A 16,938-nucleotide genomic window follows, 5' to 3' on the forward strand; every position below is an offset into this window, starting at 1 on the left:
AGACCGCTCCGAAGATTTTCAGTGGTTTTCCGTCTTTTAGCGGCTCTGTGACGGATGGTGAACCTAATTCATCGCAGATTACAAACTTGTAAGCAGGCGCTGGCCAAATCACGCGGCGCACCCTTGCCCTGCCGGCGCGGTTTGGTCATAAGATGGGCGCATCAAAGCCAAGGACGACAGCATGACATTCCAAGCACCGGAAACCCGCATTGTGACCACCTGGCGCGTCGCCTGTGACGGCAGCGAAGGTGCCTTGGGGCACCCACGCGTCTGGCTGCAAATCCCGCAAGACAAAGGCTGGGTCGAATGTGGGTATTGCGACTGCAAGTTCATCCACGCCGAGTTTGAGGGCAAAGTCTGACCAAAGCGTTACGATGGCTGGGCGCCTTTGCGCTTGTGCCAGCGTGTTTTGTGATTGCTGCCCTTATTGGCGCCGTCTGGGCGCCCGGCGTAGCCCAAGACCGTGCGATGCCCACGCGCGACGTGCTTCTGATCCACGGACCGATCCATTACGATCTGCTGATTCCGCTCGATGACATTTCGCGGCCGCGTTTTGCAGCGCTCGAGGCGCGTGGCGTGCCGCTATCGCACCCTGATGCGCGCTGGCTGGTGATCGGCTGGGGCGCGCGCAAGTTTTATACGGAAACCCCGACCTATCGCGAGCTGAAGCCCGGCAATGTCTGGCGCGGTGTTATCGGCGATGACGCAGTCTTGCGGATTGACGTGATCGGCCCAATAGACCGGCAGATCAAACGCCGGAGCGTCGCGATGACAGAACGGCAGTATCGCACGCTGGTAGATAATGTCTGGTCCGAGCTTACACTCGGGCCCGATGGCCTGCCCGAACGCGTGGGGGTCACAGGGTATACCACCACCGACGGATTCTTTGCGGCCAAAGGGCGTTTTAGCATCCTGCGCACCTGTAATGTCTGGATCGGCGACCAGCTGCGTGCGGCGGGCTTGCGTTTTGGGCGTTGGACGCCGCTGCCTCTTTCGGTCAGCCTGTCCTATCAACTTTACCAAAGCGATCACCGCTGACGTGGGACGCTCCGCAGGGAGTTTAAGTGGCAAAATGAAGCCGGTCCCTGTCAATTGGCCGCTGGAGAGTTTGGCTGCTTCGTGACAAAAGAAGGCTTGTCTGAAAGAGGAGCACCGACATGTCCGGCACATTTGGCAAGGGTCACCATCTGCATCTGATCGACGGGTCGGCGTTTATTTTTCGCGCCTACCACGCGCTGCCGCCATTGACGCGCAAATCAGACGGGCTGCCGATCGGAGCCGTTGCAGGATTTTGCAACATGTTGCAGCGCTATGTCGAAGGCAACACCGGGCCCGATGCGCCAACCCATGTGGCCGTGATCTTTGACAAGGGGAGCCACACCTTCCGCAATGACATGTACGACAAGTACAAGGCCAACCGCGAGGCCATGCCCGAAGACCTGCGTCCGCAGATCCCCCTGACCCGCACCGCCACCGAAGCCTTCAACATCGCGTGCAAGGAAAAGCAAGGCTATGAGGCGGATGATATCATCGCGACGCTCGCCGTGCAGGCCCGTGCCGCGGGCGGGCGCTGCACCATCATTAGCTCGGACAAGGATTTGATGCAGCTGGTCGGCGGCGGCGTCGAAATGCTGGATGCGATGAAGAACAAAAGCATCGACCGTGATGGCGTGTTCGAGAAATTCGGCGTGTTCCCCGACCGTGTGGTTGATGTGCAAGCCCTAGCCGGCGATTCCGTCGATAACGTGCCCGGCGCACCCGGAATCGGGATCAAGACCGCCGCGCTGCTGATTAACGAATATGGCGATCTTGATACGTTGCTTGAACGCGCGGGTGAGATCAAACAGCCCAAGCGCCGCCAGACCTTGATCGACCACGCAGATCAAATCCGCCTGTCCCGCGCTCTGGTTCAGCTGGACGAGAATACGCCGCTGGACTTTACGCTGGACGACCTCGAGGTACGCGACCCCAATGCCGACCAGCTGCTCGGTTTCCTTGCCGAGATGGAGTTTCGCACGCTGTCAAAACGCGTAGCAGAGGTTTTGGGCAAAGAGGCCCCCACCATCGCGGACGCACCGGTTGCTGCCGATGCCCCCGCCGCGGCGGACGTGCCCTTTGATCCGGATCTGTATGAACATGTCAGCGACACAGAGGCGCTGAAGGCCTGGATCGACCGGATTTACGAATTCGGCTATGTTGCCGTCGATACAGAGACCACCGGGCTGGACGATATGGTCGCGCAGCTGGTCGGCGTATCGCTTTGCGTCGAACCCGGCAAAGCCTGCTATATCCCGCTCATCCACAAGGCGCGTGGCAGCGATGATCTGTTTGGCTCTGACGATCTGGCTGAGGGGCAGATCCCCCTTGAAGATGCGCTGCGCCTGTTGACCCCGATGTTGCAGGACCCCACGATCCTGAAAATCGGGCAGAACATGAAATACGACAGCAAGATATTTGGGCAGCTCGGCATCAATGTCGCCCCGATCGACGATACGATGCTGCTGTCTTATGCGATGCACGCCGGGCTGCACGGTCACGGCATGGACACGCTGTCAGAACGGTACCTGTCGCACACACCGATCCCGATCAAACCTTTGCTAGGCTCGGGTAAATCCGCGATCACCTTTGATAAGGTACCGCTGGCCGATGCCGTAAAATATGCCGCGGAGGATGCGGATATTACCCTGCGTTTGTGGCAGCTGTTCAAGCCGCAGCTGCACCGCGTCGAGGTGACGAAGGTGTATGAAACGCTTGAACGTCCCTTGGTGCCTGTGTTGGCCGCGATGGAACGGTCTGGCGTCAAGGTTGACCGCGATACGCTAAGCCGGATGTCGAATGCCTTTGCGCAGAAGATGGCAGGGCTTGAGGATGAAATTTATCAACTCGCCGGTCGCAAATTCAATGTCGGATCGCCCAAGCAGCTTGGTGAGATCCTGTTTGACGAGATGGCGCTGGAAGGCGGCAAAAAGGGCAAGACAGGTGCCTATGCCACTGGTGCCGACGTGCTCGAAGATCTGGCAACAGAGCATGACCTGCCCGCACGTGTGCTGGACTGGCGGCAACTGTCGAAGCTGAAATCGACCTATACCGACGCGCTTCAGGACCACATCAACCCTGACACCGGACGCGTACACACCTCATACTCCATCGCGGGGGCATCGACGGGCCGGCTGGCGTCAACCGATCCAAACTTGCAAAACATCCCGATCCGATCCGAAGAAGGCCGCCGCATCCGCGAGGCCTTTGTTGCCGAGCAGGGTAAAGTGCTGATTGCGCTGGACTATTCCCAGATCGAGCTGCGGATCTTGGCGCATATTGCCAACATCCCCGAGCTCAAGCAGGCCTTTCAGGACGGCATCGACATTCACGCCCTGACCGCATCAGAAATGTTCGGCGTCCCCCTCGATGAAATGACATCGGACGTGCGCCGTCAGGCTAAGGCGATCAACTTTGGTGTCATCTATGGCATCTCGGGCTTTGGCCTGGCGCGCAACCTGCGCATTCCGCGAGCCGAGGCACAGGGCTTCATTGACCGTTATTTCGAACGTTTCCCCGGCATCCGCACCTATATGAACGACACCAAAGCGTTCGCGAAAGAGCATGGCTTTGTGCAGACCCTGTTCGGACGCAAAATCCACACGCCAGAGATCAGCGCCAAAGGCCCCCGCGCCGGGTTCGCCCAACGGGCCGCTATTAACGCGCCGATCCAGGGGACAGCCGCAGACGTAATCCGCCGCGCGATGATCCGCATGCCCGACGCGATCAAGGGCTTGCCCGCCACGATGCTGTTGCAGGTGCACGATGAACTGCTGTTCGAGGTGGAAAAAGGGGCTGAAGACGCTCTGATCGACGCCGCGCGTCATGTGATGGAAAACGCAGCCGATCCGGTGGTCAAACTGGACGTAAAGCTGACGGTGGACGCGGGCATCGGGTCAAACTGGGCAGAGGCGCATTAAGCGCCTTTGCCGTTTGTCTAGGTGAGCACCATCCAGTGAGAGCTGCCTTTGGTCCGCGGGAATGGTATATTTTCACCGCCTAACCAGCCGTGATACCCCATGCCGCGCGTCGCAGCGGCTCGCTTTCCGCGCACAAAAAATCAGTCAGGTAGTTCGTCCGACGGGATGATTCCAAAGAAGCTGCCGCCGGACCATACGCCGAACCATCCCTCGTGGTGCTGACCCAGTTCGACCAGCCGGTAAAAGCTTTTCCGGTCGATCAGCGCCTCAAGGTTGCGGCGGATGCGGACATAGGGCGCGGGCTCTCCGGTATCGGGGGCACGCTCGATACGGATCGGCAGATCGGGGCCCGCAACCGCGATATCCCCAAGGTTGGTCTGGAACGTGAGCGTCTGGTCGGTGCCGCTGCCTTCGGCCTCGAAATCGATGGCGACAAAGGGGGCATCTTCGACCTTGATGCCGACCTTTTCGACCGGCGTGATCAGGAAATAATCGTCATCTTCACGGATCAGAATCGACGCAAAGAGTTTCACCAGCCCCATGCGGCCAATCGGGGTGCCTTGATAGAACCAGGTGCCGTCGCGTTTGATCTCCATGTCCAGATCGCCGCAAAACGGAGGGTTCCACTTCTCTACCGGCGGCAATCCGCGTGTTTTGGCGGCGGAAACAGACGCGGCAAGGCTTTCTGCTGTTGGGGTCACGGTTTTTTGTCCACTCATTGCTTTTGCCATTTCCTGTTCACACGATACACTTACATCTAACTGATATAACTCCAAGGACGCAAAAGTCATGACCCAAGCCCGCGATATGGTAGCAGAAATCGAGACGCTTGGCGAAAAGCTGGCCGAGGCCAAGGCGTCGATCAACCGGCGCTTTATCGGACAGGAGCGGGTCGTTGATCTGACACTGACGGCGCTGCTGTGTGGCGGGCACGGGTTGCTGATCGGTCTGCCGGGTCTGGGCAAGACGCGGCTGGTCGAAACGTTGAGCACAGTTATGGGGCTGGATGGCAATCGGGTCCAGTTCACGCCCGACCTAATGCCTGCCGATATTCTGGGGTCAGAGGTTTTGGACACCGCCGCCGATGGCACCCGCGCATTCCGTTTTGTCGAAGGCCCGATTTTTTGCCAGCTGCTGATGGCGGACGAGATCAACCGCGCCTCGCCGCGCACTCAATCCGCGTTGTTGCAGGCGATGCAGGAAAAGACAGTGACCGTTGCTGGACAGGACCGCGCCTTGGGGCATCCGTTTCACGTGCTTGCCACCCAGAATCCGATTGAACAAGAGGGCACCTACCCGTTGCCAGAGGCCCAGCTTGACCGTTTCCTCGTGCAGATCGACGTGGCCTATCCCGACCGCGATACAGAACGCGATATCCTGATGGCGACCACGGGCGATACCGATGCGCAGGCCACGGCTGTGTTTACCACGGAAAAGTTGTTGGCCGCGCAAACGCTGCTGCGGCAGATGCCGGTCGGTGAATCCGTGGTCGAACTGATCCTTGATCTGGTCCGCGCCTTCCGCCCTGACGGTCCCGACGCCAGCCAGAACGTGCGCGATACCGTGGCTTGGGGCCCCGGCCCCCGTGCTGCGCAGGCGTTGATGCTGACCGTGCGCGCGCGCGCCTTGCTACAAGGGCGGTTGGCCCCCTCGGCCGAAGATGTGATTGATATGGCCCGCCCCGTTTTGATGCACCGAATGGCACTGAACTTTGCCGCGCGCGCACGGGGTGACAGCCTGAACACGTTGATCGACGCAACCACGGCCATCCTGATCGGGAAAAAGGCCGCGGCGTGAACAGCCCCGACACCCTTCGCATCCGATCCGAGGAGCAAGCAGCCCGTTTGCCCGCGCTGCTGGCCCGTGCAGAGCATCTGGCCGGCGCGGTCCTGCTGGGCGCGCATGGACGTCGTCGCGCAGGGGTGGGGGATGACTTCTGGCAATACCGTCCGGCACAGGTCGGCGACAGCCGGCGCAGCATCGACCACCGGCGTTCGGCTATGGGGGACCATGAATTTGTGCGCGAACGCGAATGGCAGATCGCGCAGTCGGTCATGCTCTGGGTCGATCAGGGGGCCTCGATGCGCTTTGCCTCGACCGCCGCGCTGGAACAGAAAGCTGACCGCGCACGGCTGCTGGGACTGGCGCTGGCGGTTTTGCTGCAACGGGGCGGTGAACGCGTCGGCCTGACCGGCAGCGCCCTGCCTCCGCGGTCGGGCAGGCCTCAGATTTTACGACTTGCCGAAGCGCTGTGTCAGGACGACGCCGCGGATTATGCGCCGCCGGAGCACCGCGCCATGATCCCCCAAGCGCGGGCTGTATTTATCTCTGACTTTATGGGCGATCTTGCGGGGGTCGCCACGGCCCTGACCAAGGCCGCCGACCGCGGCGTGCGGGGCGTGTTGCTCCATGTGCTTGACCCGTCAGAAGAGGCCTTCCCGTTTGCCGGCCGCACCATCTTTGAAAGCGTCGGCGGCACCTTGCGTCATGAAACGTTGAAGGCGAACGACCTGAAACACCGCTATCTTGAACGGCTCGCCGAACGTAAGGCAGAGCTGCAGCAACTTTGCGCCCTGACCGGCTGGCAGTACGGGCTGCACCACACCGACAGCACGGCGCAATCGGCGCTGCTGTGGCTGTATGGTGCGCTGGATACGCGCAGCGGGGGGGCGGCATGACCGTGTTCGGGGGTATCGGTTTTACCGCGCCTTGGATGCTGCTTGCGCTTCTGGCGCTGCCGATCCTGTGGCTGATCTTGCGGGCTGTGCCACCAGCCCCCACCCGCCGCCGTTTTCCCGGCGTGGCGCTTTTACTCGGCCTCAGCGATGCCGAAAGCGTGTCGGACCGCACGCCGTGGTGGCTGCTGTTGTTGCGCATGCTTGCCGTGGCGGCGCTGATCATCGGGCTGGCTGGACCTATCCTGAACCCGCAAGAAGAACAGACCCAAGGCACCGGCCCGCTCCTGATCGTAGTGGACGGGTCCTGGGCCGGCGCGACCCGCTGGCCGCAGCAAACCGAAGCGCTAGAAGCACAGCTGACCCGTGCCGCACGCGCCGGACGCACCGTTGGCTTCCTGACCCTCACCCGCCCCGAGCAACCCGCCTTTCAGTCTGCCGACGCGGGGCGCAGTCGGCTGGCCGGATTCAAGCCAGCACCATGGCAGCCCGCCCCCACCGATATCGACCGCGCGATTGAGATTACCAGCACACTTGGCGGGTTCGATACAATTTGGTTCAGTGACGGGCTCGCCTATGACGGGCGCGATGCGATGCTTGAGGCGTTACAGGATCAGGGCAGCGTAGAGGTGTACCAGACCGGCGCAGATGTGCTGGCGATGGCACCCGCAACCTATGAGGACGGGGCGATCACCCTTACCGTCAAACGCGCCCTGCCCACTGCCGAACGTGCCGTGACGATCAATGCGCAGGGCCGCGATCCGGCGGGGAATATGCGCACCCTCGCCAGTGTGCCCGCCACATTCGAAGCGGGATCGACACAGGCCACCGCCGCCCTGTCGCTCCCCGCTGAACTGCGCGCCCGGATCACCCGGTTTGACATTGCAGGCCAACGCTCTGCCGGAGCGACAACGCTTGTGGACGATGCGTTGCGGCGGCGCGAGGTCGGGCTGATTGCCGGACGCGAGAACCGCGAGGGGCTAGAGCTGCTGTCGCCGCTACATTATATTGAACAGGCCTTGGCCCCCGCCGCCGACCTGATTGACGGCGCGCTTGGCGATGTGCTGCCCGCCAACCCCGATGTGATCGTGCTGGCCGATATTGCGACCCTGTCCGAGGCAGAACAGGCACCGCTGCTCGACTGGATCGAAGCGGGCGGGATGTTGGTCCGCTTTGCCGGGCCACGCATTGCCGCCAGCGATATCAGCCGCGACACCGAAGACCCGCTGATGCCCGTGCGCCTGCGGTCTGGCGGCCGCAGCGTTGGCGGCGCGATGAGCTGGGGAGCCCCTAAAACACTCGATGCTTTCCGCGAAACCTCTCCGTTTTTCGGGCTGGAAATACCGGAGGATGTGACTGTATCCGCCCAAGTCGTCGCACAGCCCGATCCCACCCTGTCGGACCGCGTGATCGCGGCGCTCAGCGATGGCACGCCGCTCGTCACACGCAAGCAACTGGGTCAGGGGCAGATCATCTTGTTTCACGTAACCGCCACAGCCGAATGGTCAACGCTGCCGCTTTCGGGATTATTTGTGCAGATGATGGAGCGTTTAGCAATTTCTTCATCCTCTGCAGGTATCGAAGCCTCCGACCTGAAGGGCACGACATGGACACCCCTGCGGGTGATGGACGGGTTCGGCACGTTGTCCGACGCGGGCACGCTGCCGGGTGTGGATGGCGCTGATCTGGCGGATGCCCCTGCGGGGCCGAATTTGCAGCCGGGGGTCTATGCTTCTGGCGACAGGCGTATTGCGCGCAACGTGGTGGTGGCCGATACCACGCTCGGGCCTGCAACGTGGCCTGCGGACGTGCCAGTGCGCGGGCTTGATGTCGCAGATGAGCAGCCGCTTTCCGGATGGCTGTTGTCGCTGTCGATTCTGCTGTTGCTGGCCGATGTTGTCGCGTCGCTGTCCCTGTCTGGGCGGCTTCTGAAACACAGCAATGCCGCAGGGCTGATCCTTGCCGCGCTGATTTATGCGCCGACGCAGGCTGATGCGCAGGCAGACGACAGCTTTGCCCTCAACGCCACGGCAGAGATGACGCTGGCCTATGTGGTCACCGGCAATGCGTCGGTCGACGAGATGTCGGATGCCGGATTGCGTGGGCTGTCGGATACGCTCTATTTCCGCACGTCGGTTGAACCTGCCAACCCCATCGGCGTCAATCTGGAGCGGGACGAGCTTGCGTTCTTCCCCATGCTTTATTGGCCCATCACGCCAGAGCAGCCCCGCCCTTCGGATGCTGCCTATACCAAGCTGAACAACTATCTGCGGTCCGGCGGGATGATCCTGTTTGACACGCGTGATGCTAATATCGCGGGGTTCGGTGCCGCAAGCCCCAATGGCCGCAAGCTGCAAGACCTCGCCGCCCCGCTGGACATCCCGCCGCTAGAACCCCTGCCTGCGGATCACGTTCTGACCCGCACTTTCTATTTGCTGCAGGATTTTCCTGGTCGGCACAGCGGGCGCGATCTTTGGGTAGAGGCATCGGCCCCCGATGCAGAGCAGGTAGAAGGAATGCCATTTCGCAATCTCAACGATGGCGTCAGCCCGGTTGTGATTGGCGGCAACGATTGGGCCGCGGCTTGGGCCGTGTCGCCGAACGGTGCCCCGATGGTACCCATCGGGCGCGGCTTTGCGGGGGAACGTCAACGCGAATTGGCATATCGTTTTGGCGTCAATCTGGTCATGCATGTGCTGACCGGTAACTATAAATCCGATCAGGTCCATGTGCCTGCGCTGCTGGACAGGTTGGGCCAATGACGTCGAGCGTTATATTCGATCCGCTAATCCCCTTGCCATTATTGGCGGTGGTTGCAGCGCTGGCGCTGGCCGCCGTGGTCTTGGCAGTGCTGCGCGGGTTGCAGGGTTGGGCGCTACGGGGGGCGGCGATGGCCGTTATTCTTGCGGCCCTCGCCGGCCCCTCCGTCCAACAAGAAGATCGTGCGCCGCTCACGGATATTGTCGTGATGCTGGAAGACGCAAGCGCCAGTCAGAAACTCGCGGATCGCCCCGCACAAACCAGCACTGCCGCGGATACGCTGGCCGCCCAGATCGCGACCCGCGACAACACCGAACTGCGCCGCGTGACCGTGCCGGACGGCGAAGGGGACAGCGGTACGCAGCTGATGACTGCGCTATCAGAGGTGCTGGCTGAAGAACCGCGCGCCCGTATCGCTGGGATTCTGGCACTGAGCGACGGTCGTATCCATGACGCTGATCTACCTGTGGATCTGCCCGCGCCGATGCACCTGCTGATGACCGGAAAGCAAAGCGATTGGGATCGCCGCCTGTCCGTACGCAACGCCCCGGCCTTTGCCATCATCGGCGAACCGGTAATCCTGACCCTGCGCATCGACGACCTTGGTGCCGCCCCGCAAAAAGACGCGCTGGCCCCGCTTGAAATCTCGGTCGACGGGGAGCCGCCGCAAACCTTCCGCGTGCCGGTGGGCCAAGACCTCGAATTGCCCGTGACCCTGCCCCACAGCGGCCGCAACGTCATCCGGTTTTCGCTGCCCGAAGCCAAAGGAGAGCTGACCGACCGTAACAACGCTGCGCTGATCCAGATCAACGGCGTGCGGGATCGGCTGCGCGTTCTGCTGGTCAGCGGCGAACCGCACCAGGGCGGGCGCACATGGCGTAACCTGCTGAAATCCGACAGTTCTGTCGATCTGGTGCACTTTACGATCCTGCGTCCGCCCGAAAAACAGGATGGCGTGCCGGTGGACGAACTGTCCCTGATCGCCTTTCCCACCCGCGAATTGTTCATGGAAAAGATCGAGGATTTCGATCTGATTATCTTTGACCGCTATAAACGACGCGGCATCCTACCGTCGCTGTATCTGGAAAACGTCGCGAATTATGTACGCGGCGGCGGGGCCGTACTGGTCGCAGCCGGCGCGGATTTCGCCAGTGCCGACAGCATCTATCGGTCCCCATTGGGAGACGTCCTGCCCGCCACGCCTACCGCGCGGGTGATCGAACAGCCGTACCGCCCTTTGGTCTCTGAACTGGGCCACCGCCATCCGGTCACCAGCGGCTTGCCCGAACAGGACACATGGGGCCGCTGGCTGCGGCAGATCGACGTGACGGACCCCTTGGGAGATGTCGTGATGACGGGCGAAGGCGACCGACCGCTGTTGATCCTAAACCGGGTCGAAGAAGGGCGCGTTGCGCTGATGGCATCGGATCATGCGTGGCTTTGGAACCGCGGCTATGAAGGCGGCGGGCCGCAGCTTGAACTGCTGCGGCGTCTGGCCCACTGGATGATGAAAGAACCAGAGCTGGAAGAAGAGGCGCTGACCGCAAACGCCGATGGCCAGACCATGCGCATCACCCGCCGTACCCTTGGTGATGAAATTCCATCTGCCACCATCACCAATCCCGATGGCAGCACCGCGCAGCTTGCCCTGACACCCACATCACCCGGCGTTTTCGAAGGCGTGTACGATGGGCCCGAGATTGGGCTCTACCGGCTTGAAAATGGTGACCAAAGTGCCGTGATCGGCTTGGGCCCTGCCGCCCCGAAAGAGTTTGTCGAAACGATCGCGAGCGATGAAACCCTGACCCCCGTACTGGCCCCCGCACGCGGCGGCGTCGCGCGGATCGAAGAGGGTCTGCCCCGTATCCGCGACGTACGTGTCGGTCGCCCCGCTGCAGGTCGCGGATGGATTGGGCTGACACCTCGGAATGCCTATGAAACGCGGGACGTGCGCCAGATGCCGATCCTTCCGGCGTGGCTTGTTCTGTTGCTTGGCAGTGCCCTGATCCTTGCGGCATGGCTGCGCGAAGGACGACGTTAACCACGAAATCGCGCTTACTGGGCGAAAAACGGTGAACCGGTTAAGCAGTTATTCATCTGCAATGCTCCATTCTGCTGTGCAGACAAGGAGGATTCGGAGCGTTGGATGGAAACGTCAGATAGGCTTTTGCAAGAACGCCGCCGCCGCGAACAGGCGGAAGCAAGGCTTGAAAGAAAGCAGGCGGAGCTTTGTGCCGCCCAACGAAAACTTGATAAGCACGCCCAACGCGTACATGACGAAATCTCCGAGACGCGGGCGGAGGTCGAAAGTATCCGTTTTAAAAACCAACGGGTAATGTCCGATCTTTGCGCAGCGCGGGAACAGGTTGAACTGACGGAACGGCGCCTGTGGCATTCGATTGAGACCATCCACGACGGCTTTGCCTTTTTTAACAGACACAGCGAAATGATCATGGCGAACCGATCCTATCTCGCGGTGTTTGACGGTATCGATATTATCCGGCCCGGCGTCAGCTATTTGACCATCCTGCGCATCCTCACCGAAGAGGGTATCATTAACATCGGTCGACACACGCCTGAGGAATGGCGCGCCAAGATGATCCTGCGGTCACAGCAAAAGGCCCCGGAACCGATCATCGTAAGGCTCTGGAACGGCACTTACATCAAAATCGTCGATCAACGCGGCAAAGGCGGCGACACCGTTTCACTGGCCCGCGATATCACCGACAGCGTCGCGCATCAGCGGCAACTGGTCGACGCCCGTGCCACTGCCGAAGCTGCCAACAGTGCGAAATCCTTGTTTCTAGCCAAGATGAGCCATGAAATCCGCACCCCGATGAACGGGATCGTCGGAATGACAGAAGTGCTTGGCGATACCGTGCTGACGCAAGACCAGCGGTTGTATGTCGATACGATTAAAACCTCTGGTGAAGCACTATTGGTTATTATCAACGACGTGTTGGACTTTTCCCGGATCGAAGCAAACCGGCTCAGCATCCATTCCGCCCCCTTTGATCTAGAACGTATTTTCCAAGAGGTATTGCTGCTGCTGCAACCGCTCGCGGTTCAAAAGGGGCTTGATATCGCTTTGGATTTTGACCTCTTTCTGCCACGCAAATTGATCGGGGATGCCGGGCGCATTCGACAGGTGCTGACCAATCTTGTAGGAAATGCGGTGAAGTTTACGCGAAACGGGCACATTCTCATTCGGGCCACGGGCCTGCCAGACAGTGAATCCGACAACGTGCTGATAAAAGTCTCTATCGAGGATACAGGCATCGGCATCCCCCCTGATATCATCGATCATATTATGGGGGAATTCACCCAAGCCAACAGCGAGCCAAGCCCGACTGCAGAAGGGGCCGGCCTGGGGCTGGCGATCTGTCAACGGTTGGTGCAGTTGATGAACGGCGAGATATGGGTCACGTCCGAGCCAGAGGTGGGGTCCTGCTTCGGGTTCGAACTTCCCCTGAAAGTGCAAGTCGACGCGCCGACGCCGACCCTGATGCCGCCTGCGTTTCTGCGACACGTTCTGATCGTCGAAACGGAAACGATCTGCCGGTCCATCCTCCAGCGCAACCTGGAACATATCGGGGTACGGGTCACCACATGCGCCACCGGCGCTTGCGGATTGGTAACCTTGGATGACAGCGTGGATCTGGTTCTTGTTGATCAGATCTTGCCCGATATGGACGGATTTGAATTTGCGCGCGCGGTTCAGGCGCGTCTGTCCGCAACAGACGTGATTTTGTACAGCGAGGCCCCGGATTCAATCCGGGAAAATGTGGGCGACGTGCGTTTGCGCCGGATCATGAAAAATCCGATCAACATCACCGATCTGCTGGCAGAGATGACAAAATCGCCCCCCTTGGCCAACGGCACCCGCCCGATGCGTGTTCTGGCCGCGGAAGATAATAAAACCAACCGCCTCGTCCTGCGCAAGATGCTGCAACGGCTGAACATTGACTTGCAGCTCGCCGTCGATGGAGAGGATGCAGTTACCCTGTTTCAATCCTTCCGGCCTGATCTGGTCTTCATGGATATATCCATGCCGAAAATGAACGGAAAAGAGGCCGCCGCAGCCATTCGCGCCTTGGAGAATGGGGCTCGCGACAGCTGTCCTATTGTCGCTCTGACTGCTCATGTCATTCAGGACGAGAAGGATAATATCCTAGCCGCCGGTCTGGATCATTTCCTTACCAAACCGTTGCGCAAGGCGGAAATCGTGGCGCTTTTGGAACGGTACTGCCCCACCTCGGCCTTCCCGCTTGAGGGTCAGCTGGTGGGATAGGGACGCACAAATACGGGTTTTTCCGGCGTAGACAGATCTGGCTTCCAAGCATACCCGCCGATATCAAAATCCTTGATCGCATCCGAGTCGGTAAGCCGGTTCTGCACAATGAACCGCGCCATCGCGCCGCGCGCTTTCTTGGCGTAGAAGCTGACAATTTTCGGGCCTTTGCCGTCAGATTTGTCTTCCATGAACTGTGGCGTCACGACAGCGGGGACCAGCGCCTTCAGGTCGACCGCGCCAAAGTATTCCTGACTGGCGCAGTTCACCAGAAACCTGCTGTTGGTCTGCTCTGCCTGCTGGTTCAACGCATCGGACAAACGCGCGCCCCAGTATTCGTACAGCGATTTACCCTGCGGCGTCTTCAACCGGCTGCCCATTTCAAGCCGGTAGGCCTGAATTGCATCCAAGGGGCGCAGTACGCCATAAAGCCCCGACAGTATTCGCAGATGATCCTGCGCATAGCTCACTTCATCGGGGTCCAAACTTGTCGCCTCGAGCCCTTGGTAGGTGTCGCCGGCAAAGGCAAATGCAGCGGGGCGCACAGTATCAGGGGTGGGGTTTTCCTCGAACGAGGCAAAACGATCGCGGTTCAGCTGGGCCAGTTTTTCGCTCAGGTGCATCAATGATTGCAAATCACCAACGCTCAGCGCGCGGGCCACCTTGACCAAAGCCACGGCATCATCGTGCAAATCCGGCGTCGTCATCTCGACGGTGCGGGGGGTCCAGTCCATTTTCTTGGCAGGCGAAATGACGGTCAGCATAGGTCTTCCTTATTTGGTCGCGGCAAGAGCTAGCCCGCTTGCTGCAGGACGTCCAGAAATGCGGGGCCAAACCTTTCGGTTCGTTTCTCGCCCAGGATACGCTCTATTGCATCGAGGTTCGGCGCATGAAGTTGCGCCACTTTCGCCAGTAACGACGTCGAGCAGCTCAGGGGTTTTTCGCCGCCGTCCGCGCCCCGTGACAGCGTGGTTTGGACTTCTTGCAGCTGATCAAAGACGGACCCCGCGGCCCGCCCTGCCAGCTTGCGGCGTGTCGGGTGCATTTCGGCCGCAGCGCCGTTGATCACCTCTAGAAACGCATCGCCGAAGTTCTCGAGCTTTTTCGCCCCAACACCGCCGATACGCGCCATCGCGTCCAATGTCGCTGGCCGTTTCTCGGCCATCTCGATCAGCGTGCGGTCATTGAAAATGATGTACGCGGGCACTTTCGCGGCCTCTGCGAGCCCCCGACGTTTGGCCTTGAGCGCCGACAGCAGTGGCGTATCTTCGTCGCTGACCATTGCTTTTACCGCGGGGCGGCGCTGCGCTGCGGCGGCACGAATACTGTCGCGGCGCAGAGAGATAGACGCCTCGCCGCGTAGAATGGGCAGCGCGGCATCGGTCATCCGCAACGCACCGTGGCGCGCAGCGTCAGGGCGCACGAGATCGTGGCCCATCATCTGCCTGAACACGGCCTGCCATTCGCGTTTGTCATATTCCTTTCCCACCCCATACGTCGGCAGGTCGCTATGCCCGCGTTCGCGGATCTTGTCAGTTTCATTGCCAAGCAGGATGTCGATCAAATGACCCGCGCCGAACCATTCCTCGGTGCGCAGCATGGCCGACAGCGCCTTGCGTACCGCCGTGGTGCCGTCGAACACCTCCACAGGCGAGTCGCAGAGGTCACAATTTTCGCAACTCACGTCGCTTTCGTCAAAATATTTAAGCAGGTTCAGGCGGCGACATTCCAGCGCCTCGGCAAGCCCCAGTAGGGCGTTCAATCGGGCATGATCCGCAGCGCGTCGTTCGGGCGGGGCCAGCCCTTCGTCAATTTGGCTGCGCCGCAAACGGATGTCATCGGGACCAAACAGCGTAAGCGTTTCAGCCGGGGCACCGTCGCGGCCCGCGCGTCCGATTTCCTGATAGTAAGCTTCAATGGATTTGGGCAGATCGGCATGGGCGACCCACCGAATGTCCGGTTTGTCGATCCCCATGCCAAAGGCCACGGTCGCCACGACGATCAGCCCGTCCTCTTGTTGGAAGCGGCGTTCTGCCGTGCGGCGGTCGTCTGCTTCCATCCCGCCGTGATAATGCAGAGCCAGATGCCCGTCGTCGCGCAGCGCTTTGGCAAGCCCTTCGGTTTTCGCACGGGTGCCGCAATAGACGATGCCCGACTGCCCCTTACGCGCGCTGGCAAAGTTCAAAATCTGCGCGCGCGGTCCGTTTTTGGCAGCAAAAGCCAGATGGATATTGGGACGGTCGAACCCGCGCAGGAAGGCGCGTGGCGGGGCTCCGTCAAAAAGCTTCTGGATGATCTCGGCTTGAGTTTCGGCATCCGCCGTCGCGGTAAAGGCGGCCAGCGGCACATCCAGCGTGCGTCGCAATTCACCAATGCGCAAATAGTCAGGGCGAAAATCATGGCCCCACTGGCTGACGCAATGCGCCTCATCCACAGCGATCAATGACACGCCGACACGCTTTAACATGCCGGTGACTGACCCCGCGGCGAGCCGTTCGGGTGCCATATACAATAGCTTGAGCGTGCCCGCTTCGAGCCCTTCCCACACGGCATCGGTTTCTTCGGGCGTGTTACCCGAGGTCAGCGCCCCGGCCCCAACGCCAAGCTCTTGCAAGGCGCGTACCTGATCACGCATCAACGCAATAAGCGGAGATATAACGACCGTCACCCCATCCCGCAGCAAAGCAGGCATCTGGAAACACAGGGACTTACCGCCCCCGGTGGGCATGATCGCCAGCGTGTTTTCACCGGCGGTAACGGCCTCTACGATCTCTTGTTGACCAGGACGGAACCCGTCGAACCCAAAGACATCACGAAGTAGCGTGGCAGCGCCTGACATGAAAAACCCAACTGTATCTAACCTGCAGCATGCAGAATCTCATAGTCGCGGGCGGGGGACAATCCCTGCCCGTGCGTCCGGCAGGGCCAAGGCCCCAGAAGATGCCCGATTAGTAGAACATTGCAGCGTTGTTGATCAGCAGGATACGCAGAACAGCGACCGCGATCAGTACGACCAACGGCGCGAGGTCAAGCCCGCCCATCTGCGGCAGAATGCTGCGGACGCGGCCATAGACAGGCTCCAGCAAGCGATTGAGCCCGTCCCAAACTTGCGCCACCAAAGGTTGACGAAGGTTTAAGACTTGAAAATTAATCAGCCAGCTCATGATGACATGCGCGATGATGATGAACCAAACGATGTTCAGCACGAGCATCAGGATCTGAAAAAGGGATGTCATAGGGGGGCCTTTCGTTGCAC

Annotated in this window: 13 protein-coding genes; 8 read left to right on the forward strand and 5 right to left on the reverse strand. The window is 60.4% G+C overall.

Annotation, left to right across the window (positions count from 1 at the left end):
• The first annotated feature begins 181 nt into the window (after positions 1-181).
• The 3 genes from ACVBAU_RS01055 (at position 182) to polA (ending at position 3,956) form a co-directional block, all read left to right on the forward strand.
• Positions 182-361, forward strand: coding sequence for a zinc-finger domain-containing protein (locus tag ACVBAU_RS01055; RefSeq protein ID WP_093732042.1), 180 nt, complete (start codon positions 182-184; stop codon positions 359-361).
• Between the two features lie 50 nt (positions 362-411).
• The gene (locus ACVBAU_RS01060; RefSeq protein WP_273073400.1) at positions 412-1,038 is read left to right on the forward strand and encodes a TIGR02117 family protein; all 627 of its coding nucleotides are present in this window, start codon (positions 412-414) and stop codon (positions 1,036-1,038) included.
• Positions 1,039-1,157: 119 nt separating this feature from the next.
• Positions 1,158-3,956, forward strand: coding sequence for a DNA polymerase I (polA, locus tag ACVBAU_RS01065; protein WP_448327390.1), 2,799 nt, complete (start codon positions 1,158-1,160; stop codon positions 3,954-3,956).
• Positions 3,957-4,096: 140 nt separating this feature from the next.
• On the opposite strand, the gene ACVBAU_RS01070 is transcribed toward polA, so the two are convergent.
• Complete coding sequence (locus ACVBAU_RS01070; RefSeq protein ID WP_448327392.1) at positions 4,097-4,675, reverse strand: DUF1285 domain-containing protein; 579 nt, start codon at positions 4,673-4,675, stop codon at positions 4,097-4,099.
• Positions 4,676-4,745: 70 nt separating this feature from the next.
• Between ACVBAU_RS01070 and ACVBAU_RS01075 the strand changes: the two genes are divergently transcribed.
• From ACVBAU_RS01075 to ACVBAU_RS01090, 4 genes are read left to right on the forward strand one after another with little or no spacing between them, the layout of a single operon-like run.
• The gene (locus tag ACVBAU_RS01075; protein ID WP_448327394.1) at positions 4,746-5,753 is read left to right on the forward strand and encodes an AAA family ATPase; all 1,008 of its coding nucleotides are present in this window, start codon (positions 4,746-4,748) and stop codon (positions 5,751-5,753) included.
• Complete coding sequence (locus ACVBAU_RS01080) at positions 5,750-6,634, forward strand: DUF58 domain-containing protein (RefSeq protein ID WP_448327396.1); 885 nt, start codon at positions 5,750-5,752, stop codon at positions 6,632-6,634. Before ACVBAU_RS01075 ends, ACVBAU_RS01080 begins: the two co-directional genes overlap by 4 nt.
• The gene (locus ACVBAU_RS01085; protein WP_448327398.1) at positions 6,631-9,393 is read left to right on the forward strand and encodes a DUF4159 domain-containing protein; all 2,763 of its coding nucleotides are present in this window, start codon (positions 6,631-6,633) and stop codon (positions 9,391-9,393) included. Before ACVBAU_RS01080 ends, ACVBAU_RS01085 begins: the two co-directional genes overlap by 4 nt.
• Positions 9,390-11,432, forward strand: coding sequence for a hypothetical protein (locus ACVBAU_RS01090; protein ID WP_448327400.1), 2,043 nt, complete (start codon positions 9,390-9,392; stop codon positions 11,430-11,432). Before ACVBAU_RS01085 ends, ACVBAU_RS01090 begins: the two co-directional genes overlap by 4 nt.
• A gap of 114 nt (positions 11,433-11,546) precedes the next feature.
• Here ACVBAU_RS01090 and ACVBAU_RS01095 read toward each other — a convergent pair whose 3' ends face one another.
• On the reverse strand, positions 11,547-11,804 hold the full coding sequence (locus ACVBAU_RS01095; RefSeq protein WP_448327401.1) for a hypothetical protein: 258 nt from the start codon (positions 11,802-11,804) through the stop codon (positions 11,547-11,549).
• 39 nt (positions 11,805-11,843) lie between these two features.
• On the opposite strand from ACVBAU_RS01095, the gene ACVBAU_RS01100 reads away from it, so the two are divergent.
• Positions 11,844-13,682, forward strand: coding sequence for a response regulator (locus tag ACVBAU_RS01100; protein ID WP_448327403.1), 1,839 nt, complete (start codon positions 11,844-11,846; stop codon positions 13,680-13,682).
• Here the strand turns inward: ACVBAU_RS01100 and yaaA are convergent.
• From yaaA to ACVBAU_RS01115, 3 genes are all read right to left on the reverse strand, one after another.
• On the reverse strand, positions 13,667-14,446 hold the full coding sequence (yaaA, locus tag ACVBAU_RS01105; protein ID WP_448327405.1) for a peroxide stress protein YaaA: 780 nt from the start codon (positions 14,444-14,446) through the stop codon (positions 13,667-13,669). The two genes, ACVBAU_RS01100 and yaaA, sit on opposite strands and share 16 nt — an antisense overlap.
• A gap of 29 nt (positions 14,447-14,475) precedes the next feature.
• Complete coding sequence (gene recQ, locus ACVBAU_RS01110; protein ID WP_448327406.1) at positions 14,476-16,521, reverse strand: DNA helicase RecQ; 2,046 nt, start codon at positions 16,519-16,521, stop codon at positions 14,476-14,478.
• A gap of 109 nt (positions 16,522-16,630) precedes the next feature.
• Positions 16,631-16,918: a YggT family protein gene (locus tag ACVBAU_RS01115; protein ID WP_448327408.1), complete on the reverse strand. Its 288-nt coding sequence runs from the start codon at positions 16,916-16,918 to the stop codon at positions 16,631-16,633.
• Between the last annotated feature and the right edge of the window lie 20 nt (positions 16,919-16,938).

The sequence above is a fragment of the Sulfitobacter sp. M13 genome (genome assembly GCF_053474885.1).